At 68.6% G+C, this 25,883-nt stretch carries 20 protein-coding genes; 12 read left to right on the plus strand and 8 right to left on the minus strand.

Features of this window, described 5'->3' with window-relative positions; translation table 11 throughout:
* The first annotated feature begins 40 nt into the window (after nt 1-40).
* The 5 genes from ACYVKL_RS20660 to ACYVKL_RS20680 all read left to right on the plus strand — a co-directional run bounded on the left by ACYVKL_RS20660 (nt 41) and on the right by ACYVKL_RS20680 (nt 3,375).
* Entirely contained in the window at nt 41-694 is a 654-nt protein-coding gene (locus ACYVKL_RS20660; protein ID WP_379165373.1) for a YcnI family copper-binding membrane protein, read from the plus strand.
* A complete protein-coding gene (locus ACYVKL_RS20665) occupies nt 691-1,224 on the plus strand; it encodes a copper resistance CopC family protein (RefSeq protein ID WP_357189673.1) in 534 nt (177 codons plus the stop codon). The genes ACYVKL_RS20660 and ACYVKL_RS20665 overlap by 4 nt, the downstream gene beginning before the upstream one ends.
* Complete coding sequence (locus tag ACYVKL_RS20670; protein WP_379165374.1) at nt 1,221-2,192, plus strand: copper resistance D family protein; 972 nt, start codon at nt 1,221-1,223, stop codon at nt 2,190-2,192. Before ACYVKL_RS20665 ends, ACYVKL_RS20670 begins: the two co-directional genes overlap by 4 nt.
* Nucleotides 2,193-2,288: 96 nt before the next feature.
* Nucleotides 2,289-2,771 (plus strand): SRPBCC family protein, encoded by a 483-nt coding sequence (locus ACYVKL_RS20675; RefSeq protein ID WP_213558704.1) that lies wholly within the window; start codon nt 2,289-2,291, stop codon nt 2,769-2,771.
* A gap of 154 nt (nt 2,772-2,925) precedes the next feature.
* Nucleotides 2,926-3,375 carry a DUF1707 and DUF4190 domain-containing protein gene (locus ACYVKL_RS20680; protein ID WP_379165375.1) on the plus strand — a complete coding sequence of 150 codons (450 nt, stop codon included), beginning with the start codon at nt 2,926-2,928 and terminating at the stop codon, nt 3,373-3,375.
* Here the strand turns inward: ACYVKL_RS20680 and ACYVKL_RS20685 are convergent.
* Nucleotides 3,368-5,572: a serine/threonine-protein kinase gene (locus ACYVKL_RS20685; RefSeq protein ID WP_379165376.1), complete on the minus strand. Its 2,205-nt coding sequence runs from the start codon at nt 5,570-5,572 to the stop codon at nt 3,368-3,370. The two genes, ACYVKL_RS20680 and ACYVKL_RS20685, sit on opposite strands and share 8 nt — an antisense overlap.
* Before the next feature lie 173 nt (nt 5,573-5,745).
* Here ACYVKL_RS20685 and ACYVKL_RS20690 point away from each other — a divergent pair, with 173 nt between their 5' ends.
* Nucleotides 5,746-6,252, plus strand: coding sequence for a nitroreductase/quinone reductase family protein (locus ACYVKL_RS20690; RefSeq protein ID WP_357189665.1), 507 nt, complete (start codon nt 5,746-5,748; stop codon nt 6,250-6,252).
* A gap of 5 nt (nt 6,253-6,257) precedes the next feature.
* A complete protein-coding gene (gene rraA / locus ACYVKL_RS20695) occupies nt 6,258-6,749 on the plus strand; it encodes a ribonuclease E activity regulator RraA (protein WP_213558701.1) in 492 nt (163 codons plus the stop codon).
* Between the two features lie 66 nt (nt 6,750-6,815).
* Here the strand turns inward: rraA and ACYVKL_RS20700 are convergent, their stop codons facing one another.
* Nucleotides 6,816-7,037, minus strand: coding sequence for an RNA-binding S4 domain-containing protein (locus ACYVKL_RS20700; protein ID WP_213558700.1), 222 nt, complete (start codon nt 7,035-7,037; stop codon nt 6,816-6,818).
* Nucleotides 7,038-7,161: 124 nt separating this feature from the next.
* Between ACYVKL_RS20700 and lysX the strand changes: the two genes are divergently transcribed.
* The 4 genes from lysX (at nt 7,162) to ACYVKL_RS20720 (ending at nt 11,971) form a co-directional block, all read left to right on the plus strand.
* Entirely contained in the window at nt 7,162-10,527 is a 3,366-nt protein-coding gene (lysX, locus tag ACYVKL_RS20705) for a bifunctional lysylphosphatidylglycerol synthetase/lysine--tRNA ligase LysX (RefSeq protein WP_379165377.1), read from the plus strand.
* A 121-nt stretch (nt 10,528-10,648) separates the two neighbouring features.
* A complete protein-coding gene (locus tag ACYVKL_RS20710; protein WP_213558699.1) occupies nt 10,649-10,846 on the plus strand; it encodes a hypothetical protein in 198 nt (65 codons plus the stop codon).
* Between the two features lie 42 nt (nt 10,847-10,888).
* Nucleotides 10,889-11,506, plus strand: coding sequence for a histidine phosphatase family protein (locus tag ACYVKL_RS20715; RefSeq protein ID WP_379165378.1), 618 nt, complete (start codon nt 10,889-10,891; stop codon nt 11,504-11,506).
* A gap of 111 nt (nt 11,507-11,617) precedes the next feature.
* Complete coding sequence (locus ACYVKL_RS20720; RefSeq protein ID WP_379165379.1) at nt 11,618-11,971, plus strand: hypothetical protein; 354 nt, start codon at nt 11,618-11,620, stop codon at nt 11,969-11,971.
* Between the two features lie 94 nt (nt 11,972-12,065).
* On the opposite strand, the gene ACYVKL_RS20725 is transcribed toward ACYVKL_RS20720, so the two are convergent.
* From ACYVKL_RS20725 to gltB, 5 genes are all read right to left on the minus strand, one after another.
* A complete protein-coding gene (locus tag ACYVKL_RS20725; protein ID WP_428847573.1) occupies nt 12,066-12,962 on the minus strand; it encodes a cutinase family protein in 897 nt (298 codons plus the stop codon).
* A gap of 271 nt (nt 12,963-13,233) precedes the next feature.
* Nucleotides 13,234-14,247: an alpha/beta hydrolase gene (locus ACYVKL_RS20730; RefSeq protein WP_379165380.1), complete on the minus strand. Its 1,014-nt coding sequence runs from the start codon at nt 14,245-14,247 to the stop codon at nt 13,234-13,236.
* A 41-nt stretch (nt 14,248-14,288) separates the two neighbouring features.
* A complete protein-coding gene (locus tag ACYVKL_RS20735; RefSeq protein WP_246598247.1) occupies nt 14,289-14,945 on the minus strand; it encodes a hypothetical protein in 657 nt (218 codons plus the stop codon).
* Between the two features lie 293 nt (nt 14,946-15,238).
* Nucleotides 15,239-16,708, minus strand: coding sequence for a glutamate synthase subunit beta (locus tag ACYVKL_RS20740; protein WP_379165381.1), 1,470 nt, complete (start codon nt 16,706-16,708; stop codon nt 15,239-15,241).
* Nucleotides 16,709-16,779: 71 nt separating this feature from the next.
* Nucleotides 16,780-21,429, minus strand: a complete 4,650-nt coding sequence (gene gltB / locus ACYVKL_RS20745) for a glutamate synthase large subunit (RefSeq protein WP_379165382.1) — start codon at nt 21,427-21,429, stop codon at nt 16,780-16,782.
* 883 nt (nt 21,430-22,312) lie between these two features.
* On the opposite strand from gltB, the gene ACYVKL_RS20750 reads away from it, so the two are divergent.
* Nucleotides 22,313-24,169, plus strand: a complete 1,857-nt coding sequence (locus tag ACYVKL_RS20750) for a DUF4407 domain-containing protein (protein WP_379165383.1) — start codon at nt 22,313-22,315, stop codon at nt 24,167-24,169.
* 73 nt (nt 24,170-24,242) lie between these two features.
* Here the strand turns inward: ACYVKL_RS20750 and ACYVKL_RS20755 are convergent, their stop codons facing one another.
* Nucleotides 24,243-25,844: an MFS transporter gene (locus tag ACYVKL_RS20755; RefSeq protein ID WP_379165384.1), complete on the minus strand. Its 1,602-nt coding sequence runs from the start codon at nt 25,842-25,844 to the stop codon at nt 24,243-24,245.
* Nucleotides 25,845-25,883: the final 39 nt, after the last annotated feature.

Below are 25,883 nucleotides of genomic sequence, written 5' to 3' on the forward strand. Positions count from 1 at the left end.
CTATCTTCCGGTAACCATTGTCAGAGAAGGCAATACATTCATGAACACCTCCGTTTCGCGTGCCCTGGTCACCTCCGTGGCCGCCTCCGGGCTGCTGCTGTTCGGCGCGGGCGTAGCCTCCGCGCACGTGGTGGTGGACGCCCCCGGCGCCACCCAGAAGGGCTACACGGTCGCGACCTTCCGGGTGCCGACCGAGTCCGACACCGCCTCCACCACCAAGGTTTCGGTGACGCTGCCGAACCTGAAGAGCGCTCGCACCGAACCGCTGGCGGGCTGGAGCTCCAAGGTCGAGAAGAACGCGCAGGGCCAGGTCGTGTCGGTCACCTGGACCGCCGACCCGGGCAACCCGGGCGTGGCGCCCGGCCAGTTCCAGCGCTTCGCGGTCTCCCTGGGACCGCTGCCCGAGCAGTCGAAGGTCAGCTTCAACGCGAGCCAGACCTACAGCGACGGCAAGGTCGTGGACTGGAACCAGCCGATGAACGCCGACGGCAGCGAGCCCGAGCACCCGGCCCCCAGCCTCACCCTGGCCAAGAGCACCGGCGGCGATGACGACGCGCCCGCCGCGGCCGACGCCGACAAGGGCGACAAGGCCACCGACAACACCGCCCGCTGGCTCGGCGGCATCGGCCTGGCGCTCGGTGCGCTGGGCGCGGCCCTCGGCCTGGGCAGCGTCATCCGAGGACGGCGGTCGTGACCCGCAAGCTGCTGGCCGGGCTGGTCACCGGCCTGCTGGTGACCGGGTTCGCGCTGCTGGGCGGCGGTGTCGCCAACGCGCACTCGGCGGTCGTGGGTTCCACCCCGGACAACGGCGCGCAGATCGACACCTCGCCGGCCACGGTCAGCGTCACCTTCAACGAGAGCCTGCAGCCCGCCTACCCGTCCATGACGGTGGTCGGGCCGGACGGCAATCTGTGGCAGAAGGGGCAGCCCAAGGTCGACGGCGCGACCATCAGCGTCGAGGTCGGCGAGCTGGGTCCGGTCGGTGAGTACAAGATCGCCTACCGGGTCACCTCGGCCGACGGGCACCCGGTCAGCGGCACCCGGTCGTTCACGCTCACCAAGGCGGGCAACGGAACTCCGGGCCCGAAGTCCGATGCCGGAGCCAAGTCCGGCGGGTCCGACGGTGGCGTGCCGCTGTGGATCTTCATCGCGTGCGCGGTGGCGCTGTTCGGCGGCGGCCTGGCCTTCGCCCTGTTCGGTGGACGGGGCAAGCGGCGCACGTGAACCGGCCCGACCGCACCGATCGTCGCCGGGAGCGCGGGACGACCGGCGGGAGCAGCTCCTCGCTGAGATGGCTACTGCTGCTGGTCATCCCGGTCGCCCTCGACGGTGCGGCACTGGCCTGGATCCTGGCCGCCGACGACCCGGTGCAGGCCGAGGCGCCGGTCCGGGTGCTCGCGGACTGCGCGGGCGCAACCGTGCTCGGGCTGGCCGCGCTGCCGCGGCTGTCGGATCGGCTGACGCCGCGGTGGCGGGCGCTCACCGTGTTCGCCGCGGTCTGGGCGGCACTGGAATTCGCCATGCTGGTGCTGGAAGCCGCTGAGGTGCAGGGCATTCCGGCGCGGCGGCTGAGCGCCACCGGGTTCGGCGACTACCTCGCGCACGTGAGCGGCGGGCAGATCGGCATCGCGCTGCTCATCGGGACCGGGGTGGTCGCGGTCTACAGCGCGTTCGGGTTCCGGCAGCCCGACCGCGCCACCGCGGATCTGGTGCTGGTCTTCACCGCGGTCACGCTGGCGCTGCGGCCGATCACCGGGCACATGTCGCAGCAGCCGTTCGGTTCGGTGCTGGCGGCGCTGCACGCGCTGGCGGCGGCCGGCTGGTTCGGCCTGCTGCTGGCGCTGGCGCTGACCGTGCGGTCCCGCGGCGAATGGGCGGCGCTGCTGCCGCGGTATTCGGTGTGGGCGCTGCCGCTGGTGGTGACGGTGACAGTGACCGGTCTGCTGAACGGGCTGGTGCGGCTGGGCGGGGTGAGCCCGATGGTGACCACCGGGTACGGGCGGATTCTGCTGGCGAAGACGCTCCTGGTGGCCGTGTTGATCGCGCTGGGCTGGTGGTGGCGGCGCAGCTGGGTGCCGAAGGTGGCCGAGCACCGGATGACCGCGGACGGCTCGTTGCGGCGGGCGATTGTGGAAGTGCTGGTGATGGCGCTAGTCTTCGGGTTGGCCGCGACGCTCGCCGTGACGGCGTGACCTGGGTCGCGAGGGCCGAATTCGGGTGTGCCGCCTCATAGATGGTCTGCATCACAAGACCTGCGCACAAAACTAGAACACGTTACTGTTGCGCGCATGACAGAAGTCAAGATCGTCGCGGATTGCGCTGCCTCGGCCGAATCCGCCTTCGCCTATGTCAACGATTACCGGCACCTGCCGAAATTCATCAATGAGATCAGCGCCTTCACCCCGCTCACCGAGCAGATCGAAGGCGTGGACGCCACTTTCGACGGCACCATCCAGCTCGGGCCGATCGCCCTGCATTCCACGATCAAGATCGTGCGGCACGAGCCCGGCTACGCCATCGCGGTGAAGTCCATCAAGGGATTCGAAATCGAATCCACCTTCCTGTTCCACGACAAGGGCGCCGAATCCTGCACCATCGACGCCATCGTCGACTACCGGGTTCCCGGCGGGCTGGCCGGCAAGATCCTCGGCAAGACCATCGAGCCGTTCGTGAAACTCGCCGTGAAGAGCTCCACCACCAACCTGGTCAACCAGGTGTCGGCCTTCCACGCCGCGAACACGAACGCGGATTCCGACCGCACCAACGCCTAGTCAGCCCCGGGTCGTCAAAGCCGCCGACCCCCCGCGGTGCTCCGCGCTCCACGCCCGATCCGTGTGTCCCCCGTCTCGATTCGAGCCCCGCACCGGAAACGAGGAATACGCTCGAATCCAGTGATAATCGGCTTCGGGTTCGATGGAGAACCAGATGGAACCTCAATGGGCGGCAGCGCATTTTCTCGCGGGTGATGCCGATCGGGAACACGCGATCGAAGCGCTGAAACAGAACTTTCAGGCCGGGCGGATCACCGTCGACGAATTGTCCGAACGCATCGGCCACGCACTCAATGCCCGGACCTGCGGCGAAATCGACCGGGTGATGACCGGATTGCCGTGGCAGCCGGTGACTCCGGCGCCACCGCGATATCCCGCCTTCTACGCGCCGCCCCTCCCCCGCTCCAAAGGCATGGGCATCACCGCGTTCGTGCTCGGGGTGTTCGGCTTCGTCTGCGGGCTGACCGCGGTCCCGGCGGTGGTGCTCGGCCTGGTCGCGCTGACCGTCGAACCCGAGCGCCGCGACGACCGCGGGTTCGCCGTCGCCGGGCTCGCGGTGGGGCTGATGTGGATGATCATCTTCGGCTGGGTGTACTTCAGCTGACCGCCCGCTCGAAGGCCAGCAGATCGGCCTCGGTCTGCCGGAACAGCCAGTAGTCACCGAGGAAACCGAGCACGCCCACGATGCACAGGCCGTAGATCGGGAGCAGCACCAGCGCCACCTCCGCGGTGTCCAGGAACATCAGGCTGGAGATCACGCCCAGCAGCGGAATCGCCACGGCCACCGCGAGATAGCGGGTGCAACGGCGATGCAGCGCCCGCAAGGCGTCCCGATCCGCGGCCGTCTCGCCGTGCGTGAGCAGACGCGGATAGAAGCAGCGCACGATGAAGAAATTCACCACGAAGAACGGATAGGCGACCGCGATCGCCCCCGAAACCAGCAGTGTCGCCACCAGATTCGCGATCCGGCCGGGCTCCAGGTCGGTGAGGAGCACCAACGCCACCGCCGACACCACCGCCGCCACCAGCCACCACGCGAAGGCCAGCAGCGCCACCCGGTCACCGTTGCGCAGGGTGTCCCGGCGGGCCGCCGACAGCGTCGCCGAATCGTAGGTGCGGCCGCGCCGCAACCCGCGCCACACGATGAAGGCCCGGCGGCACAGATAGTTCGTGACCGCGATCGCCGCGGGCGTGGAGACCAGCACCAGACCGTTGCCCACCACTTGTAGACGCGCCCGCTCCTCCGGCGTGAACCACAACGCCCACAGCGGATGGTTGTGCAGGTTGGCGTAGGCCATCCCGAGTGCGTCGCCGGCCAGGCTGGCCACCGTGATCAACGCCAGCAGCGACCACGGCCCGACCCGGGCGCGCCAGCTGTGCGCCGGCGGATCCACCAGGTCCCGGGCCCGCTCGTCCAGGCACATCTCCAGCTGCTGGGCCAGGGCGGCGCCGTCGGCCCAGCGCTGGTCGCGGTCGGGGGCCAGGCATTTCAGCAGAATCCGGCGCAGCGCGGCCGGGCAGTCGGGCGGCAGGTCCTCGAGATGGGCGGGGTCCACCTGGTGGCGGCGCAGCCGCAGCATGCGTTCGAGCGAGGACTCCGAGTCACCCGCGCGGGTCTCGTCGTCGAAGGGGCGGCGGCCGGTGAGCAGCTCCCACAGCACCACCCCCAGCGCGTAGACGTCGCTGCGGCCGTCGAGCCCCTCCGCCGTCTCCGGCAGTTGCGGATGGCAGGCCGCCAACTGCTCCGGGGACATGTAGGCCAGGGAACCGCCGAAGTAGGCCAGCGGGCTGGTGCCCGCCACGTGCTGGCTGAAACTGATGTTGAAATCCGCCAGTTTCGGGCTGCCGTCCGCGGTGAGCAGCACATTCGCGGGCTTGATATCGCGGTGCAGGACGCCGTTGCGGGACGAGTAGTCCAGGGCCCGGGCCAGTCGGCTGCCCAGCCACGCAACGGTTTCCGGCCAGTTGCGGTCCATGTGGGCGGCGCGGGTGGCGGATTCGCCCGGAACCAGGCCGCCCTTGTCGCGCATGGCGGAGTTCACGGCCTCCAGCAGGATCCCGCCGTCGCGGGCGTCCCATTCACGGGAACGCACCAGCGCCAGCACCTTCGACAGGGTGCCGCCCGGAAGGTATTGCATGTACAGCAGTTTCAGTTCCCGGTCGGCGAGCAGCCGCTGGTCGAAGACGCGCACGATGTGCTCGTGGTCGAGCTGGGCCAGCGTCTCGGACTCGGTGCCGTGATTCTGCGAGATCTTCACCGCCACCAGGCGTTGCATGGACCGCTGCCGGGCCAGGAAGACCCGGGCGAAGGCGCCCGCGCCCAGCTCCACCAGCAGGTCGAAATCATCGACCCGGTCGCCGACCTCGATGCCCTCCAGCGCGTGCTGGGCCTGCGGGCGGGCGATCAAGGTGCTGCGGTAGTCGCGGTCGGCCCATTCGGTGGCGGCGGCCTCGGTCGGATAGCCGCTGACGTCGAGGGCGAATCCGCAGCGGCGCAGCGCGTGGAACTCCTCGTAGGCCAGGTCCGGGGGCAGTGGGCCGGACCGTAGTTCGTCGAACTCGCCGCGGTATTCGGCCAGGCGTTTGGGGAAGTCGTAGCGGATCCAGCGGTATTCGAGGTCCACCTTGATCAGTTCGATCAACGCGACCCGGCGCAGTTGGGGGGCGCGCGGCAGGTATTCGGCCAGGTTCGGCGGGGCTCCGGCCGCCTCCCAGGCGGCCTGGAATCCGGCGACGGCCGACGCCAGCAGGGAGCGGGTCTCGTCGACGGCACCCGAGTCGATCGCCGGTTCCACGTTCATGCCTCCCCCGATCCGAACTCACCGGGTGTCGCCAGTATGCGCCCCAGAATCCGACTGAGCGGTTGATTCATTCCTCTAGATAGATCGCTGAGCAAGCCCGGAGCGCATCGCCGGGCCCCGGGCGCGTGGCGCAGACCCCGCCACGGCCGGTCACGGGCCACTACAGTCGCGGTATGAGTGAGCAGTTCCCGGAACGGATCTGGGGTTCCCGCACCAACCTGCTGTCCCGGCTGGCCAGTCCCTTCGCCGCCACCAAGCTCGGTTCGCTGGTCATCCGCAAACTGACCCCGCTCGACCGCAGAATGCTCGAACGCACCGGCGGGAAATACACCGTGCTCGGCCCGATCGGCGCGCCCGTCATCCTGCTCACCACCATCGGGCGCAAGTCCGGCGCACCCCGCACCACCCCGCTGCTCTACGTCCACGACGGCGCCACCCTGTACGTGATCGGCTCCAACTTCGGCCAGGCCCACCACCCCGCGTGGACCGCCAACCTGCTCGCCAACCCGGCCGCCGAAGTCGCCATCGCCGGACAGCACCTGCCCGTCACCGCCACCCTCGTCGCCGACGAGGAACACAAGCAGGCGATCTTCGAACGCTTCGAGGAGACCACCGAGGCGTACACCGCCTACCGCAACCGCACCGCCCGTGACTTGCGGATATTCGCCCTGACAAGATAGTTCTCGTGACCGAATCAACGAACGTAGTGGCAACCGCCGACCTAGCCGACGAGATCGGCCCCGAGATCCGAAGCTGCGACACCCAGTTCATTCAGTTCGGTGGCCACGAGACCTTCGCCGGCCGCATCGTGACCATCCGCACCTTCCAGGACAACCTGCTGGTCAAGCAGACCCTCGGCGAGCCCGGCGCGGGCCGGGTGCTGGTCGTCGACGGCGGCGGCAGCGTCCACACCGCGCTGGTCGGCGACATCATCGCCGGACGCGGCGTCGACAACGGCTGGGCCGGCGTCGTCGTCAACGGCGCGGTCCGCGACTCCGCGATGCTGCGCACCATGCCCATCGGCATCAAGGCGCTCGGCACCAACCCGCGCAAGAGCACCCAGAAGGAAGGCAACGCGGAGAAGGACGTCACCGTCGAATTCGGCGGCGTCAGCTTCGTCCCCGGCGACATGCTCTACAGCGACCACGACGGCGTCGTGGTTCGCAGCGAAGACTAGGCCGACTCACGGGAAGCTCTCAGCGGCTGGCGGCCGGGAACCCCGAGAATGGGAACCCGTGTGCCTTCAGCCGCTGGTGACCCGGACCTTGTGCCCGGCCAACACCACCACATCCCCGGCGTGTAGCTGCCGTCCACGACGCAGCTCCACCTCGTCGTTGACACGTACCAGACCCTCGGCGATCACCATCTTGGCTTCCGAACCGGAATCGATGAGGTTCGCCAGCTTCAGGAACTGGCCGAGTCGAATGGAATCGTCCTCGATCGGGACATCGACTGGATCCGACATGGGATACATCCTCACCCGCGGCCGCCCCGACGCCAAACGCCGCCCCCACCACCGGCCGCAACACGGCGGTATCCGACACCGGCCGCACCGCGGCGACGAGACACGAACCGGGTTCTGAGTGCACATGGGCAAGGGCAACATTCACACTGGTGCGGTGACTTCGACGCAGGACCGGCCGCACCCCGACTCCGACCAGAGACCGGAGCCGCGGTCGCCGGAGGTGCCGCACCGCGGGCACGGCCGGCTGCGGGAGGTGCCGCACATCGCCGGCACCGCCCTGGGGATCTTCGCGGTCCTGTGTTTCGCCTGGAGCATCTCGCCCGGGCTGCGCTTCCTGACCTCGCACCTACGCCACTTCGTCGACACCTACTACTTCGACGCCCCCGACACCTCACTGGTCTGGGCCCTGGTCATCGGCCTGCTCGCGGGCGCGACCGCCAGCCGCAAACGCATCGCCTGGTGGCTGCTGGTCGGCTACATGGCGGCCTTCGCCCTCGCCAACGCCCTCGACTTCGCCTCCGAGGGCGACATCAACGCGCTGGTGGCGCTGATCATCCACCTGGTGGTCATCGGCCTGCTGATCGCGTCGTGGTCGGAGTTCTACACCCATGTGCAGCGCGGCGCGGTCTGGCAGGCGCTCGGCGTGCTGGCCGGCGGGCTGGCGCTGGGCAGCCTGGCCGGGTGGGGATTGGTCGAACTGTTCCCCGGCAGCCTGCCCGACCACGAGGAACGCGCGCTGTGGGCGGTCTCCCGGGTGACCGCCACCATCCTGGTCTCCAACGAGAACTTCGACGGGCATCCGCCGCACCCGGTGAACCTGCTGCTCGGCCTGCTCGGCGCGATCGCGCTGCTGGCCGCGGTGATCACCCTGTTCCGGTCGCAGCGCTCCTCCAACGCGCTCACCGGGCTCGACGAATCCGCGCTGCGCGGGCTCATCGACCGCTCCGACGTCGAGGACTCGCTCGGCTACTTCGCCACCCGCCGCGACAAGGCGGTGGTGTTCGCGCCCAGCGGCAAGGCCGCCATCACCTACCGCGTCGAACTGGGCGTCTGCCTGGCCTCCGGCGACCCGATCGGGCCGAAAGAGGCGTGGTCGCACGCCATCGACGCCTGGCTGCGACTGGCCGACCAGTACGGCTGGGCGCCCGCGGTGATGGGCGCCAGCGAACTCGGCGCGACCGCGTACCGGCGGGCCGGACTGTCCGCGCTGCGCCTGGGCGACGAGGCCATCCTCGAGACCCGCACCTTCTCCCTCGCCGGACCCGACATGAAGCCGGTCCGCCAGGCCGCCAATCGGCTTGCCAAACAAGGCATCACGGTGCGGGTGCGACGGCACAAGGAGATCTCCCCCGAGGAGATGCAGGACGTCATGCGCCGCGCCAACGCCTGGCGCGACACCGAGACCGAACGCGGCTTCTCCATGGCGCTGGACCGCCTCGGCGACCCGCTCGACGGCGACTGCCTGCTGGCCGAGGCGGTCGCGCCCAACGGCCAGGTGCTCGGCATGCTGTCGTTCGTGCCGTGGGGCCGCACCGGCGTCTCCCTCGACCTGATGCGCCGCGACCGCACCGGCCCCAACGGGCTGATGGAACTGATGATCTCGCGGCTCGCCCTCACCTCCGAGCAGTACGGCATCACCCGGATCTCGTTGAACTTCGCGGTCTTCCGCGCGGTCTTCGAGGAGGGCGGCCGGATCGGCGCCGGACCCGTGCTGCGGCTGTGGCGCGGCGTGCTCATGTTCTTCTCCCGCTGGTACCAGCTGGAGGCGCTCTACCGCTCCAACGTGAAATACCAGCCCGACTGGGTGCCGCGCTTCTCCATGTTCGAGGAACGCCGCCACCTGCTGCGGGTCGCCACCGCCAGCGCGCTCGCCGAAGGCTTCCTGCCCCGCTTCGGCCGCGAACACGACGCCTCCGCCCACACCGGTCTGCGGCCGTCGGTGCCCGCCTGCGTCAACGGCCTGCACGCCGACGGCAGCCCGCCCGACCAGCAGCCCGAGGAACTCGAGGAGAACGGCGCGCGCCGCCCCGAACAGGTGCGGGTCCGCATGGACAAGCTGGCCAAACTGGAGGAATCCGGTGTCGAGGCCTACCCGGTGGCCTACCCGCCCACCCACACGGTGGCCGCGGCCCGCGGCTGCCCGCAGGGCACCACGGTGCGAGTCTGCGGACGGCTGTTGCGGATTCGCGACTACGGCGGCGTCATCTTCGCCGTGCTGCGCGACTGGTCCGGTGACATCCAGCTGCTCATCGACCGCGGCCGGGTCGGCGCGGATCGCAGCGAATCGTTCACCGAGTTCTTCGATCTGGGCGACCTGGTCGAGGTGAGCGGGCAGATCGGGCGCAGCCGCAGCGGCGAACTGTCGCTGCTGGCACAGGACTGGCGGATGATCGGCAAATGCCTGCACCCGCTGCCCGACAAGTGGAAGGGCCTCTCCGATCCGGAAGCCCGGGTCCGGCAGCGCTACGTCGACATGGCCATCAACACCGACATCCGCGAGGTGATGGCCAAACGCAGCGCGGTGGTGCGGTCACTGCGAGACACCTTGCACGGCTGGGGATTCCTCGAAGTCGAGACACCGGTGCTGCAGCAGGTGCACGGCGGCGCCAACGCGCTGCCGTTCACCACCCACATCAATGCCTACGACCTGGACCTGTACCTGCGCATCGCCCCCGAGCTGTACCTGAAACGGCTGTGCGTCGGCGGCATGGAGAAGGTGTTCGAACTCGGCCGCGTCTTCCGCAACGAGGGCGTCGACTACAGCCACAACCCCGAGTTCACCATCCTGGAAGCCTATGAGGCGCACAGCGATTACGAACGCATGATGCACGCCTGCCGCCAGCTCATCCAGGAGGCCGCGCTGGCCGCCAACGGCAAGATGGTGGCGCTGCGACCCGGACCCGACGGCACCCTCACCGAGGTCGACATCTCCGGCGACTGGACCGTCAAGACCGTGCACGGCGCCGTCTCCGAAGCACTCGGCGAGACCGTCACCCCCGACACCGATGCCGACCGGCTGCGGCTGCTCTGCGAGAAGGCGGGCGTGCCCTTCCAATTGGGCTGGGACGCCGGGCAACTCGTGCTCGAAATGTACGAGCACCTGGTGGAGTCGAGCACCGAGGCGCCCACCTTCTACATCGACTTCCCCACCTCGGTCTCCCCGCTCACCCGCGCGCACCGGCACATCGAAGGCGTCACCGAACGCTGGGACCTGGTCGCGTGGGGCGTCGAATTGGCCACCGCCTACAGCGAATTGACCGACCCGGTGGAACAGCGCCGCCGCCTCACCGAACAGTCCATGCTGGCCGCCGGCGGCGACCCGGAAGCCATGGAACTCGACGAGGACTTCCTGCAGGCCCTCGAACACGCCATGCCGCCCACCGGCGGCCTCGGCGTCGGCGTGGACCGGGTGGTCATGCTGCTGATCGGCCGCAGCATCCGCGAAACCCTGCCCTTCCCGCTGGTGAAACCCCGCGGCACCGGCGGCTGATCCGGAAAGGACCAGGGAGAACCCTGATTCCCGCGGCCGTCTCCCCGGTTAATCTGGGAGTCGGCCCGGGACGGGCCCACCGGTCACACCGATTGGGGACCCCATGCACTACCTAGACCTGATGACCCAGGCGACCCTGCTGGACCACCACGTGTGGACCCACCCCGACACCTGGAACGCCGCCCTCGAGAACACCGCCGCCCGCCGCTCCAGCAGCCGCCGCGGCATGAGCTTCTGGGGCTTCCTCGGCGTCTGCTGCATCGGCATCGTGGTGCTGGTGCTCGGCATCGTGTACCTGATGCGCCGCAAGAAGGACTAGCCCCGGGTCCGCGGCGCGGGCCGGGTGCGGCAGAGTGGGGGCGTGCAGTTGATCCTCGTCCGCCACGCCCAGCCGCAACGAGTGCAGGCCGAGTCCGGCCACGCCGACCCGGATCTCACCGCGCTCGGCGTCGAACAGGCGGGACGGGTGCCGGCCGCGCTGGCCCAGCATCGGATCGCGCGGGTGGTGAGCAGCCCGCAGCTGCGCGCCCGCGAGACCGCGCGGCCCACCGCGGAGAAACTCGGGCTCGACATCGACATCCTCGACGGGCTCGCCGAATACGACCGCGAACTGCCGATGTACATCCCGATCGAGGACGCGCAGCAGGAGTTCCGGGAGACCTACGAGCGGATCAAGGCCGGGCACCTGCCCGAGCAGATCGACGGGGACGCCTTCATCGCCCGGGTGCGGGACAGCGTCGCGAGCATCGTCGCGGCCGCCGACCCCACCGACACCGTGGTCGTGTTCGCGCACGGCGGTGTGATCAACGTCCTGCTGCAGGACGTGCTGGGGCTGGCGCGGCCGCTCACCTTCCCGATCGACTACTGCTCGATCACCCGAATCCTGTACTCGCGCACCGGCGGCCGCACCGCCGCCACCGTCAACGAGAACGGGCACGTGTGGGACCTGCTGCCGCGCGCGCAACGCCGCACCCCCTGACGCTCAGCCGACTCCCAGCCCGAACCCATATCCCTCAGAGGGCCGGGCCTTTCGATGGGAAGTCGTGAGCCGCTCCCCCGCGGCACACGATCCCGACAGAAAGGCACCACGATGTCCTCGAGCAACAAGCCCCGCCGTCGTCTCGCCCTGCGTCTGGCCGCGGCCGGCTTCCTCGCCGCCATCCCGCTCGCCGTCGTCGCGCTCCCGGCGAACGCCGCGACCCCCGGCGACTCCTCGACCCCCGTCGTCGCCCAGCAGATCGACGATCACGGCAACGGGGACCGCGACCGGGACCACGACCGGGATCGCGACCGCCACGACCACGACCGCGACGGCGACTGGAACCACAACGGCGACGGGAACGGCTGGAACGGCAACGGTGGCTGGAACGGCAACGGCGACAACGGCTGGAACAACAACCCCGCCCCCGCGCCGGTGCTGCCGCCCACCGGCTCCTTCGGGTAGGAACCGCCTCGAACGCCGAAAAGGCCGCTCCCGATACGGGAGCGGCCTTTTCGATGCGGTGTGACGCTGCGGCGCAGGACCTCTCGGCCGAGGCTCAGGCGTTGGTCGCGATCCAGCTGTGCATCCAGGTCAGCGCGGTCTGGCCGCCGCCGACGCTGTAGCTGCCGTAGCTGGTGTGCTTGCCGCTGCGGTAGAACTGCTCGAGCTGGTGGGCGTACTCGCTGTCGGGGCCCTCGGCCAGCTGCGCCTGCAGGGTCGGGAGACCGCCGCGGGACATCAGGTCGTTGAGGATGGACCCGAACTCGAGCTGGGTCTGCCACGGGTTGAAGTTGTTCGGGTTGGTCGCCTGCGCGAGGAAGCCCGCGAAGCGGGTGACGAAGTCGGTCTCCTCGGTGGAGCAGTACAGGTCGCCCAGGGCGCACACGGTGCGCACCTTGTCGCTGATCCAGCCGAAGCCGCCCGCGCGCGCCCCGCCCGCGCCGGCGCCGGGAGCGACCGGGCCGATCTGCGCGTCGGTGGGCGAGCGCCGCGGATCGGAGATCAGGGCGACGGCCGCGACCCGGTCCGGCGGCACCACGCCACGGCCGGAACCGATCTCGGCCGCGAGGTCACCCGCGGCGTCGGCGCCCTGGCTGTAACCGGTGATGGCGATCCGGGTGCCGGCGCAGCGCGAGGCCATGGCCTGCACCAGGCCGCGGGCATTGTCGACGGCTTCCTTCTTGGAGGCGGCGTAGATGTCGCCCTCCCACGGGAAAGCGGTCGCCGCGTAGGTCACGTAGTCGACCTCGCCGGGTAGTCCATTGGTCACCGCGGCCAGCATGCCGGGCTTGGGGTCCTTGTCGTGTCCGGTCTCCCAGGTGCCGGGGACGGCCACCGTGTAGAGACTCGGGCAACCCGGGTCCGCTGAAACGGGACCGCTGCCCAGGACGATTCCCGACATGAGCACGCTCGCCGCTGCCCCGGCAGCCGCGACAATATTCTTCAACCGCACCCTTGCTCCAGTTCACGCTTGTGCCGGGACATCTCACGCGTCCCGTTTTCCCGATCATGGTGCGGTCGCCGGATGACAGTCCGGTGCACTCCGGGTTAACCCACGTAACCGCCCCGTATGAGTTCGCCGAAACAAACTGGTCAACGAGATTGGCGACACACCGCCGCCCAGCATAAAGGGGGCTTTCCGGCAGCGCCAAGCGAGTGCGCGAAGAAGTCCGATTCCAGCCGAAAGTTCACCCGCGCACCGGCATCCGGCAACGGGTGCGGGCTCAGCCCTGCAGGGCGGCCTCGAGCATCGGCCACGAGCGGTGCAGCGCGTCCTCCCAGTACCGCCAGGAATGCGTTCCCGAGGGCCGGAATTCGATCTGCGCGGGGATGCCGAGCGCGCCGAGCTTGTCGGCGAGCGCGTGCGTGCAGCCGTTGGTCGCGGCCTCGATCACGCCGCCCAGGATGATCTGGTTGGCCAGCGTCGCCGGGCGTCCGCCGATCGACGGCGAGTCCAGCGTGTCCAGCGGACCGGGCAGTCCGGTGGAGCTGGAGATGAACAGCGCCTTGCCGCGCAGCTTCTCGGCATTGAGCACGGCGTCGTGCCGAGTCCAGTCCGGGTCGCCGGGCGCACCCCACATGTTGCGGGCTTCGGCGTTGCCGCGGTCCAGCACCATCTGAATGTACTTGCGGCTGTTGTCATCGGCCGTGGAGGCGCAACCGCTGTAGGCGGCGACGGCCCGATAGCGATCGGGCGCGAGGATCGCCAGGTTCAGCGCGGAGGTCGCGGACATGGAGACGCCCGCAATCGCGTTCACGCCGGAAGTATTGAGCGTCTTGTCGATGATCGGCGGCAGTTCGGAGGTCAGGAAGGTTTCCCATTTCTGACGGCCGAGCGCCGGGTCATCCTGTTGCCAGTCGGTGTAATACGAGAATTTACCGCCGACCGGCGATACCACATTCACGTTCTTATCGGAGAAGAAACCGACAATATCGGTCTGCCGATACCAGGTGGCCGCGTCCTCGCCGCCGCCCGCGCCATTCAGCAGATAGAGCGTCGGCCGCGGCACGCTGTTATCGAATGCCGTGAGGACCTGAAGGGTGATCACCCGATCCATGGCGGCCGAATAGACCTTGAACTCTTCTTGCCGCTGTCCGGGCCGATCGATCGAAACGAGGTGCGAGCCAGCGGAATCCGCGGGATCGGCCGTGGCCGTACCGATGGGCGACAACGAGAGGGCCAGCGAAAACGCCAGGCCCGCAATCGCGGCGAATGCCGGTGACTTACGCGTGCGCATCGGTACGGGTGTTCCTATCGATCAATCGGCCCGGTCGGGAATCAGCTGCCCATGTACTTCTTGATGGCGTCCGCGATGATGTCGCTGACCGAACCGGTCGAGCTGGTCTGACCGTCGGCCGAGCCGAGGCCGTTGTTGTTCAGGCTGCCCAGCGCGGACTCACCGACGGTGTTGGCGCGCGCGGTGAAGCAGGCGGTCAGGTTCGGCAGCTCGTTGCTGACGCCGACGGTGCCGGCGACGCCGATGCCACCCGAGGTGATCTGCTGACCAGCCGAGAGGTTGGTGGGCACGCGGTAGGTGACCGTGTAGGTGACCGGGTTGCCGGAGTTCACGAACCAGCCGGTGCTGGTGGTCTTGAAGCCACCGGCGTTCGGCTCGGGGGTGACGGTCTCGGTGCGCTGACCGGTGCCCAGGTGGTACGCGGTGACGCTGGCGCTGATCGGGGTGAAGCCGGCCGGCGGGTAGTCGGTGATGGTGTTGACGTACGGGTTACCGATACCGGTGGTGCCGATGACGACCGTGTAGGTCGCGGTGGTGCCGACGCCGATGGAGTCGAGGTTGACCTTCTTGTCGTAGGTCATGGTGATGCCGACGGTGCTGGCATCCTTCTTCTCGGCGTGCGAGCTGATAGCGCAGGTGCCATCGGCGGACGCGACACCGGTCTCCAGGGCGGCGACGCCCATACCGGCGAAAACCATTGCGGTAGAAGTCGCGATTGCGGCCGCGCGGCGATTACGGAACATTATTCTCCTCCAAGATGTCCCGAGATCCTCCGGGACCGATCCATACTTACCGAGCGCTGCGGACGACTCGGAGTGGTGGACTCCACACGGGGAGTAAGTAAACAGGTGTAACTGGTCCCCTGTCCAGAGTTTGCGAAAACTGCTCCAAGCTACTGACTAGTAAACATTTCACATACGTTTTTGATATGAAAAAAGCACCCCCGGACCGAAGTCCGGGGGTGCTTTTCAGCTTTCTCGGCGGCGCCGGATCAGCGCTGGGCGACCATGGTCGGGGTGATCGGGGACGGCAGCGCCGTCTCACCCTCCAGGTACTTGTCCACCGCGGCGGCGGCCGCGCGGCCCTCCGCGATGGCCCACACGATCAGCGACTGACCGCGGCCCATGTCACCGGCGACGAAGACGCCGGGAACCGTGGTGGCCCAATCCTTGTCGCGCATCACGTTGCCACGCTGGTCGTAGCCCACGCCCAGACCCTCGAGCAGACCGTTCTTCTGCGGGCCGACGAAGCCCATGGCCAGCAGGACCAGGTCCGCCTCCATGGTGAAGTCGGTGCCCTCGACCTTCTCGAAGCGGCCGTTGACCATCGACACCTCGTGCGCCTGCAGCCCGGTGACCTTGCCGTCCGCACCGACGAAACGCTCGGTGTTGACGGAGAACACGCGCTCGCCGCCCTCCTCGTGTGCCGAGGAGACGCGGTACATCAGCGGGTAGGTCGGCCACGGGGTCGAGGTGGCGCGCTCCTCCGGCGGACGCGGCATGATCTCGAACTGGTGGATCGACTCCGCACCCTGACGGTGCGAGGTGCCCAGGCAGTCCGCGCCGGTGTCACCGCCACCGATGATGACGACCTTCTTGCCACGCGCGTTGATGCGCGGCAGGCCGTCCTCGTCGGTGATCTGGTCGCCCAGCTGCACGCGGTTGGCCAGCGGCAGGAACTCCATGGCCTGGTGGATGCCGTCGAAGTCGCGACCCGGGATCGGCAGGTCACGCGCGATGGTCGCGCCACCGGCCAACACCACCGCGTCGAACTGCTCGCGCAGCTGCTCGGCGGTGATGTCAACACCCACGTTCACGCCGGCCTTGAAGATGGTGCCCTCGGCCTCCATCTGCGCCACGCGGCGGTCGATGAAGCGCTTCTCCATCTTGAATTCCGGGATGCCGTAGCGCATCAGGCCGCCGATGCGGTCGTCACGCTCGAACACGGTCACGGTGTGGCCGGCCCGGGTCAGCTGCTGGGCGGCGGCCAGGCCCGCGGGGCCGGAACCGACGACCGCGATGAGCTTGCCGGTGAGACGGGTCGGGTAGACCGGGGTGACCCAGCCCTCGTCGAAACCGTTCTCGATGATCTCGACCTCGACCTGCTTGATGGTCACCGGGTCCTGGTTGATGCCCAGGACGCAGGACGCCTCACACGGAGCCGGGCACAGGCGGCCGGTGAACTCCGGGAAGTTGTTGGTCGCGTGCAGCCGATCGAACGACTCCTTCCACGCGCCCCGGTACACCAGGTCGTTCCACTCGGGGATCAGGTTTCCCAGCGGACAGCCGTTGTGGCAGAACGGGATACCGCAGTCCATGCAGCGGCTGGCCTGCTTCTGCAGGGTCTCGTGGGAGAACTTCTCCTCGTAGACCTCTTTCCAGTCCAGCAGTCGCAGCGGAACCGGACGGCGCTTGGGCAGTTCCCGGGAAGTGTGCTTCAGGAAGCCTTGTGCGTCACCCATTTACGAACTCCTGACTAATGCGCTGCGCGCACGGAACAACGATGGTGCTGCGTTGCACCGCAAAGGTGAGGTCAGCCACGAGCCGCCTCCATGATGGCTTCATCCACGTTCCGGCCGGCCTTCTCGGCCTCGGAGATGGCGAGCAGGACCTTCTTGTAGTCGCGCGGCATGACCTTCGCGAACTTGGTCACCTGCTGCGACCAGTCGCTCAGGATGCCTTCCGCGACAGCCGAACCGGTCTCGTCGCGGTGCTGCTCGACGATGCCGTGCAGGATCTGCACGTCCTCGGCCGAGAGCTGCTCGAGGTCGACCAGCTCGGTGTTGAGGTTGGCCTCGAAGGTGCCGTTCGGGTTGTACACGTAGGCGATACCGCCCGACATGCCCGCGCCGAAGTTGCGGCCCGTCTCACCGAGGATGACCACGCGGCCACCGGTCATGTACTCACAGGCGTGGTCGCCCACACCCTCGACGACCGCGGTGGCGCCCGAGTTGCGGACGGCGAAACGCTCGCCGGCCACACCGCGCAGGAACGCCTGGCCGCTGGTGGCGCCGAACAGGATCACGTTGCCCGCGATGATGTTCTGCTCCGCGACGAACGCCGACGGCGCGTCACCGGACGGGCGCACCGTGATGCGACCACCCGAAAGACCCTTGCCGACATAGTCGTTCGCGTCGCCGACCACCCGCAGGGTGATACCGGCCGGGACGAACGCACCGAACGAGTTACCGGCGGAACCGGTGAACGTGATGTCGATGGTGTTGTCCGGCAGGCCGACTCCGCCGTACAGCTTGGTCACCTCGTGGCCGAGCATGGTGCCGACGGTGCGGTTCACGTTCGTGATCTTGGAGTCGAACTTGACCGGCTTGCCGCGCTCCAGGGCATCGGCCGAACGCGCGATCAGCTCGTTGTCCAGCGCCTTGTCCAGGCCGTGGTCCTGGTCCTTGGTGCGGCGGCGGTCCTGGAACATGAACGCGGTCTCGACGTCGTCCAGGATCGGCGACAGGTCGAGCTTGGCGGCCTTCCAGTGCGCCTTGGCGGCGGTGGTGTCGAGCAGGTCGACCCGGCCGATGGCCTCGTCCAGGGTCCGCAGACCCAGCGACGCCAGCAGCTCGCGGACTTCCTCGGCGATGTAGAGCATGAAGTTCTCGACGAACTCCGGCTTGCCGGTGAAACGCTCACGCAGCACGGGGTTCTGGGTCGCGACGCCGACCGGGCAGGTGTCGAGGTGGCAGACGCGCATCATGATGCAGCCCGAGACCACCAGCGGAGCGGTCGCGAAACCGTACTCCTCGGCGCCCAGCAGCGCGGCGATCATGACGTCGCGGCCGGTCTTCATCTGACCGTCGACCTGGACCACGATCCGGTCGCGCAGACCGTTGAGCAGCAGGGTCTGCTGGGTCTCGGCCAGGCCGAGCTCCCAGGGGCCACCCGCGTGCTTGAGCGAGGTCAGCGGCGACGCACCGGTACCACCGTCGTGGCCGGAGATCAGCACCACGTCGGCGTGCGCCTTGGAGACACCCGCGGCGACGGTGCCGACGCCCGGCTCCGCGACCAGCTTCACGTGAATCCGCGCCTGCGGGTTCGCGTTCTTCAGGTCGTGGATCAGCTGCGCCAGATCCTCGATCGAGTAGATGTCGTGGTGCGGCGGCGGCGAGATCAGGCCGACACCCGGGGTGGAGTGCCGAACCTCGGCGACCCACGGGTACACCTTGTGCGCCGGCAGCTGACCGCCCTCGCCGGGCTTCGCGCCCTGCGCCATCTTGATCTGGATGTCGGTGCAGTTGGTCAGGTAGTGCGCGGTCACGCCGAAGCGGCCCGAGGCCACCTGCTTGATCGCCGACCGGCGCCAGTCGCCCGACTCCTCCGGCTCGAAGCGCGCCGGGTGCTCGCCGCCCTCACCGGAGTTGGAGCGGCCGCCGAGCCGGTTCATGGCGATGGCCAGGGTCTCGTGCGCTTCCGCCGAGATCGAGCCGTACGACATGGCACCGGTGGAGAAACGCTTCACGATCTCCGACGCGGGCTCGACCTCGTCGATCGAGATCGGGTTGCGGTGCTCGTCCTTGAACTTGAACAGACCACGCAGCGAGGCGAGACGCTCCGACTGGTCGTCGACCAGCTTCGTGTACTCCTTGAAGACCTTGTACTGGCCCGAGCGGGTGGCGTGCTGCAGCTTGAACACCGTGTCCGGGTTGAACAGGTGGTACTCGCCCTCACGACGCCACTGGTACTCGCCGCCGATCTCGAGCTCGCGGTGCGCGCGCTCGTTGCGGTTCTCCAGGAACGCGATCCGGTGCCGCTGCGCGACCTCGTCGGCGATGTCGTCGAGGCCGATGCCGTCCAGCGGCGAACGCAGACCGGTGAAGTACTCGTCCACCAGCTCCTGCGCCAGGCCCACGACCTGGAACAGCTGCGCGCCACGGTAGGAGGCGATGGTGGAGATGCCCATCTTGGACATCACCTTCAGCACACCCTTGCCGGCGGCCTTGTTGTAGTTGTAGACGGCCTTCTTGAAGTCGGCCTCGTGATCGCCGGTGCTACCCGGGATCTGCAGCGCGCCGCGCTCCATCATGTCCTCGATGGACTCGAAGGCCATGTACGGGTTGATGGCCGCCGCGCCGAAACCGACCAGCATGGCCATGTGGTGCACCTCGCGGGCGTCACCGGCCTCGATGACCAGGCCGACCTTGGTGCGGGTGCGTTCCCGGACCAGGTGGTGGTGCACCGCGGCGGTCAGCAGCAGCGACGGGATCGGGGCCAGCTTCTCGTTGGACTCGCGGTCGGACAGCACGATGATCCGCGCGCCGCCGTCGATGGCCGCCGAGACCTGACGCTGCACGGCCTCGATGGCCTTGCGCAGCCCCTTGCCGCCCTTCTTGACCGGGTACAGGCCGTGCACGACGACCGACCGCAGCTCGGGGCGCGAGCCGTCGTCGTTGATGTGGACCAGCTTGGCCAGCTCGTCGTTGTCCAGGATCGGCTGGGTCAGGGTGATCTGACGACAGGAGTCCAGGCCCGGGTTCAGCAGGTCGGCCTCCGGGCCCACCATGCTGCGCAGCGAGGTGACGACCTCTTCGCGGATGGCGTCCAGCGGCGGGTTGGTGACCTGCGCGAACAGCTGCGAGAAGTAGTCGAACAGCAGCCGCGGCCGCGACGACAGCACCGCGATCGGGGTGTCGGTGCCCATCGAGCCGAGCGCCTCGCCACCGGTCTGCGCCATCGGCGAGATCAGCAGGTTCAGCTCCTCGGTGGAGTACCCGAAGATCTGCTGACGGATCAGCACGCGGTCGTGCGACATGTGCACGTGCGGGCGGTCCTGCAGATCGCTCAGCTTGACCGGGCCCTCGTCCAGCCACTGCTGGTACGGGAACTCGGCGGCCAGCGAGGACTTGACCTCGTCATCGGAGATGATGCGGCCCTGCTTGGTGTCGACCAGGAACATGTGGCCGGGCTGCAGGCGCTTCTTGTAGACGATCTTGGCCGGGTCGATGTCGAGCACGCCGACCTCGGAGGCCAGCACGACCAGGCCGTCCTCGGTGACCCAGATGCGGCCGGGGCGCAGACCGTTGCGGTCCAGCACCGCGCCGACGACCGAACCGTCGGTGAAGCACACCGAGGCCGGGCCGTCCCAGGGCTCCATGAGGAAGGAGTGGTAGCGGTAGAACGCGCGCTGCTCCGGGGTCATGGACTCGTGGCGCTCCCACGCCTCCGGAATCATCATGAGCACGGCGTGCGGCAGGCTGCGGCCACCCAGGTGCAGCAGCTCGAGCACCTCGTCGAAACGCGCGGTGTCCGAAGCGCCCGGGGTGCAGACCGGGAAGATCTTCTCCAGGCGGTTGTTGCCCTCGGAGTCGGTGCCGAACACGTTGGAGTTCAGCAGCGCCTCACGGGCCCGCATCCAGTTCTCGTTGCCGGAGACGGTGTTGATCTCACCGTTGTGGGCGACGCGCCGGAAGGGGTGCGCCAGCGGCCACGACGGGAAGGTGTTGGTGGAGAAGCGCGAGTGCACGATGCCCAGCGCCGACTCGACCCGGTCGTCCTGCAGGTCCACGTAGAACGCCCGCAGCTGCGGGGTGGTGAACATGCCCTTGTAGACGAAGGTCTCGCCGGACAGGCTCGGGAAGTAGACCGACTCCTTGCCGACCGCGCCCTCACCGGCACCCGACTTGCCGAGCTCGTGCTCGATGCGCTTGCGGATGACGTAGGCGCGACGCTCCAGGTCCAGGCCGGACAGCTGCTCGGCGCCGCCCTTGGGCGAAGCGATGAAGATCTGCCGGAAGGTCGGCATGGCGTCGCGCGACAGCGCGCCCAGCGACGACTCGTCGATCGGGACCTCACGCCAGCCGAGGACCTCGAGGCCCTCTTCGCGCACGATCTTCTCGACGCCGTACCCGGCGCGGGCGGCCTCGCGGCGAGCCTGCGGCAGGAAAGCGATACCGGTCGCGTAGGAACCTTCGGCGGGGAGCTCGAAGTCGACCACGGCACGGAAGAACTTGTCCGGGAGCTGGATCAGGATGCCCGCGCCGTCACCCGAGTTGGGTTCGGCGCCGGCGGCACCACGGTGCTCCAGGTTCAGCAATGCCGTAATAGCCTTGTCGACGATGTCGCGGCTGCGGCGGCCGTGCATGTCGACGACGAATGCGACACCACAGGCGTCGTGTTCATTCGCCGGGTCATAGAGCCCGATGGGTCCAGGGGACCTGTGGCCAGGAAGTTGCGTCATGCCTCTGCCTTCACAAAAAACAGGCCTTCGAAGAATGCGGCCTTCGTCGAACGCCTCCGGTCTGGACTGCGTCCGGACGTTTCGGAGACCAGCGGCGCTGATGGTCACTCCGTGCAGTCAACTTTGCAGTTGTCCACCCGCTTCGATTACCTAGTCGGGTGCTCGGTGGTAACGGGACTCTTACGCGTTCGCTACACACCGTGCCGTTCTCGCCCGCTAGGCTCAGCACCGATCGGGCCTCTGTCCGTATGGGGAGATATGCCGAATTGTGTAGTTCGGCGTAAGAGCAAACGATAAGTCAGGACTGGAGCCCAACCAACTTAGGTTTGGCTAATTCCAGCTTCTAGCTGGGCTTCTACATCCGGTCCTCCAACACACGCGCGATCTCCAGTGTAAAGCAGGGGTGCAGGTGCGTTTCAGTTGAGTTCACCACTGTGACGCACCCGCGCGAGGTCGACGGCCGGACCGCCCAGCGCAGCTCCAGACTGCCTCCCACCTGCAATGAATCAGGTTTCCCCACAAGCGGATCCGGCAAACCGGGCATTAGGCGGCTAACTTTCCGGACAACTTCCGTCGCTCCGGCGACCGCCCGGGAGACATGGACTCGTAACGTGCGGACCGTACGGAATTTTTCCTGAATGTGGGGTTCAGCACACACGCAGCAAACCGTAAGACCGTCTTCCTACTGGGTTTTCGGCGATATCCGAGACTGCCCGCAGGTGATCAACACCACCCGAACCACCGAAAACAGGGTGGTGTGAGCCTGGCCACATCACAGCCGCCGCGGTCGGTGGAACCGCCGGACTCCTGTCACGCTGAGACAACGAATCAGCGACAGTTTCGCTATGCCGAATCACCTGGGACGTAGAGGATGTGAGCTCCCATGACCGATCCCCACGTCCACAGGTCGACCGGACTCGGCGCACTGCTGGTCTGGCTGGGCGGCGCACAACCGCAGCTCACCACCGGTCCCGAACGCGCGGGGTACACCGTCACGGGCGCGGTGGTGGCGCTGTTCGCGGCCACCGCGGGAGCCGTCACCGCCGCCGCCACCGGGGCCGCCGACTGGCCCGCCCTCGGCGTCGTGGCGATCGCACTGACCGCGACCCTGCTGGTCGCCGCGCTGTCCCGGGCACTGGCCACCGCCGCCACCCCGGACCGCCGTGAGAACCGGCGGGCGGTGGCCGAATTCTCCGGGCGCATCGCCGTCGCCGTGCTCGCCGGAGTGGTCGTCGCCGAACTGGCCTGCACCCTCTTGTTCTCCGGCACCGTGCACCGGCTGCTCGACGAGAACGCCCAGCACGCAGTCGAATCCGCGCCCGCCGTGGTCACCGCCCGCACCGACCTGGAGCAGGCGACGGCCGCGCGCACCACCCTGGACCAGCAGATCACCAAGGCCGGGAACGACGTCGCCACCGCGCTGAAGATCGCCCGCTGCGAGATCAACCCGGCCCAGGACTGCGACGGCGTCCCCAGGACCGGCGTGCCCGGACGCGGTCCCGAGGAACGCACCGCCGCCCAGATGCTCGACGACGCCCGCGCCCAGCTCAAGGCGGCGCAGGCGAAGGTGGACGGGCTCGACGCCAAGGTCACCGAGAAGGACAAGGCCCTCGCCGACGCCCGCAAGGCCGCCTACACCGACGGCGACCGCGGACTCGGGGCCCGCTGGGTGGCCGTGAACGACTACACCACAGAACATTTCGGGCCGTTCGTCTTGCGGCTCGCGACCGCCTTGCTCATGATCACGCTGGCCCTGCTGCCGCTGCTGCTGCGCTGGTGGCGCGGGGAGACCGCGTTCGACCGCACCGTCGCGACCAGCACCGCCACCGACCGCATCGACCAGGCCGCCGCCACCGCCATCGCCGTCAAACAGGCCGAGGTGCGGGTGGAGACCGAAAACCTGCGCGCGGAACAACAACTCACCGCCGCGCGGCTGGCCGCGCACGCCGACACCGCCATCGACCGGGAACGGCAGCGCACCCGCATCATCGCCGCCATCGGCAATTTCGAGATCGGCATCACCGAGCCCGCCCAGCGGGCCGTGGCCGAATTCGACTCCGCCACCAGACTGGAACTCCCGGCCGGGACCGCGGCCGGGGATCGAAAGGACAGCACCGTGTCCCAGGAGGGGATCGTGACACAGTCGCCGAACCTGCCCGCCCAGCTCACCTCGGGTGCACTGGCCCCCGTCCCGCCCGGCGGGGCGCTCGCGCCGGCCGTGCCGGTGGCGCAGCCCGCACCCAAGGGCGGCGGATTGGAACTGCCGATCATCGGCACCGTGCCGTTCACCGATACCGCGGCCCGCTGGATCCGGCCGCTGGTGCCGTCGTTCGTGGCCAATGCCATCGACACCGCGACGCATCCGCTGCGCACCGTGCGCCAGGCCTTCGAAGAGGCCGAGGAGATCACCTTCACGCTGCGCCGCACCCGCAAGGTGACGGTGGACTCCGAGGATTCCGCGCAGCCGCAGCAGCATCAGATGTACGCGCAGCCGCAGCAGTACGGATACCTGCCGCAGGGCGCGCCGCAGCAGGTCTACGCGCAGCGGGTGGCAGCCACCGTGGTGGATCAGCCGTATGCCGCGTATCCGGGTTACGCCCCGCTCCCCCAGGGGCACGTGGTGGACCCGGGTTACCCGCTCCCCGCGGCCCCGCAGCAGGACGCGCTGGCGGGCCGCCGCAACCCCGAACTCGACTACCGCGCCCCGCGTCAACTGCCGCCGGGCAAGGGCCAGGAGTAACCGCCGGAACGCGGCTGTGGCCCGGGATGTTTCACGTTGAACACGGAAACTCCCGGGCCACAGCCATTTTCGATCACGCCGCGGCGGCCGTCGCGGACGGTTTCCGGGTGGCCGCGCGGTAGGCGACGAACGCGGTCAACAGCAGCAGCACCGCCGTCGAGGTGGCCGCCAGGTGGATGCCGGTGACGAAGGCGGAATGCGCCGAGCTCACCAGCTCACCGGCCGCGGGTTCCGGGAGCGCCCGGGCGGTTTCGATCGCCCCGCCCAGGGACTCGCGGGCCGCGTCCGCCTGGGCGGACGGGACGTGGGTCAGGTCCAGGCCGCCGCGGAAGGCCGCCATCACGGCGCTGCCCAGCACCGCCACGCCCAGGGCGATACCCATCTCCATCGCGGTTTCCGAGATGGCGGCGGCATTGCCCGCGCGGGCTTCCGGCGCGGTGCTGACGATCATGTCGGCCGACACCGTCAGCGCCACACCCTCACCCAGTCCGATCAGCAGGAAGCCGACGATGAACGGGGTCACCGAACCCGAGGGATCGGTGGGGAGCAGCCAGTACAGGCCCGCGCCGAGCGCCACCGTCACCAGCGAACCCGCGAGCACCGTCGCCGGACGCCAGTACCGGACCAGCCAGGCCGCGGCGAGCGCGCCCAGCATGGAGCCGACCGTGCCCGGGATCAGCAGCAGACCGGCCTGCAGCGGGGACTTGTCCAGCACCAGCTGCAGGTACTGCGAGCCGAAGAACAGCACACCGGCCAGCGCGAACACCGACAGCAGGTTGGTGAACACCGCGGCCCGGAAGGCCGGCAGCCGGAACAGGTCCAGGTCGATGAGCGGGGCCGCCAGGCCGCGCTGACGACGCACGAACAGCACGCCCGCGGTGACGCCGACACCGGCGCTGATCAGCAGGTTGAGGCTCGGGCCGTGGGCCGCGAACTCCTTGACCGCGTACACGACCGGGATCAGCGCCAACATCGACAGTCCCGCGCTGACCAGGTCGAAACGGCCCGGATTCGGGTCCCGCGATTCCGGTACCAGGATCGGTGCCAGGACCAGCAGCAGCGCCATCACCGGCAGGTTCACCAGGAACACCGCACCCCACCAGAAGTGCTCGAGCATCCAGCCGCCCAGCAGCGGCCCGAAGGCGGCGCCGGAGGCGGCCATCGCGCCCCAGACCGAGATGGCCAGGGTGCGCTGGCGGGCGTCGGCGAACATGGACCGGATCAGGCCCAGGGTGGCGGGCATCAGGGTCGCACCGGCGACACCCTGCAGCACGCGGGCGGCGATGAGCATTTCGGGGCTGATCGCCCAGGCCGCGAGGGCCGAGGCGAGAGCGAAGCCGGCCGCGCCGATGAGCAGCAGGCGGCGGCGGCCGATGCGGTCGCCGAGGGTGCCCATGGTGACCAGCAGGCCCGCGAGGACGAACGAATAGACGTCGATGATCCAGAGCAGCTGCGGGGTGGTGGGCGCGAGATCCGCGGTGATCGAGGGCACCGCCAGGTCGAGCACGGTGGCGTCGACGGCGATGAGCAGCAGCGCGAGGGCCAGTACGGCGAGCCCGGCCCAATCCCGGGGCCGGGCCTTCGGTGCGGCGGTGGGCGCGGCGTGGGTGGTCACGGGCGCGGCGCGCAGGTCGGTCGTAGGGGTTCCGGAACGTGCGTTCGGTTGGGTGCTCATCGACTTTCTTCTTTCGGGTATGAACCGTCCAGACGGTAC

Source organism: Nocardia tengchongensis, assembly GCF_054781395.1.

Bases quoted from the DNA above. Each gene is read 5' to 3' on its own strand.
- ACYVKL_RS20660 (WP_379165373.1), top strand. From the start codon at position 41: ATGAACACCTCCGTTTCGCGTGCCCTGGTCACCTCCGTGGCCGCCTCC.
- ACYVKL_RS20675 (WP_213558704.1), top strand. From the start codon at position 2,289: ATGACAGAAGTCAAGATCGTCGCGGATTGCGCTGCCTCGGCCGAATCC.
- ACYVKL_RS20680 (WP_379165375.1), top strand. From the start codon at position 2,926: ATGGAACCTCAATGGGCGGCAGCGCATTTTCTCGCGGGTGATGCCGAT.
- ACYVKL_RS20685 (WP_379165376.1), bottom strand. From the start codon at position 5,572: ATGAACGTGGAACCGGCGATCGACTCGGGTGCCGTCGACGAGACCCGC.
- ACYVKL_RS20690 (WP_357189665.1), top strand. From the start codon at position 5,746: ATGAGTGAGCAGTTCCCGGAACGGATCTGGGGTTCCCGCACCAACCTG.
- ACYVKL_RS20700 (WP_213558700.1), bottom strand. From the start codon at position 7,037: ATGTCGGATCCAGTCGATGTCCCGATCGAGGACGATTCCATTCGACTC.
- lysX (WP_379165377.1), top strand. From the start codon at position 7,162: ATGGGCAAGGGCAACATTCACACTGGTGCGGTGACTTCGACGCAGGAC.
- ACYVKL_RS20710 (WP_213558699.1), top strand. From the start codon at position 10,649: ATGACCCAGGCGACCCTGCTGGACCACCACGTGTGGACCCACCCCGAC.
- ACYVKL_RS20720 (WP_379165379.1), top strand. From the start codon at position 11,618: ATGTCCTCGAGCAACAAGCCCCGCCGTCGTCTCGCCCTGCGTCTGGCC.
- ACYVKL_RS20730 (WP_379165380.1), bottom strand. From the start codon at position 14,247: ATGCGCACGCGTAAGTCACCGGCATTCGCCGCGATTGCGGGCCTGGCG.
- ACYVKL_RS20735 (WP_246598247.1), bottom strand. From the start codon at position 14,945: ATGGTTTTCGCCGGTATGGGCGTCGCCGCCCTGGAGACCGGTGTCGCG.
- ACYVKL_RS20740 (WP_379165381.1), bottom strand. From the start codon at position 16,708: ATGGGTGACGCACAAGGCTTCCTGAAGCACACTTCCCGGGAACTGCCC.
- gltB (WP_379165382.1), bottom strand. From the start codon at position 21,429: ATGACGCAACTTCCTGGCCACAGGTCCCCTGGACCCATCGGGCTCTAT.
- ACYVKL_RS20750 (WP_379165383.1), top strand. From the start codon at position 22,313: ATGACCGATCCCCACGTCCACAGGTCGACCGGACTCGGCGCACTGCTG.
- ACYVKL_RS20755 (WP_379165384.1), bottom strand. From the start codon at position 25,844: ATGAGCACCCAACCGAACGCACGTTCCGGAACCCCTACGACCGACCTG.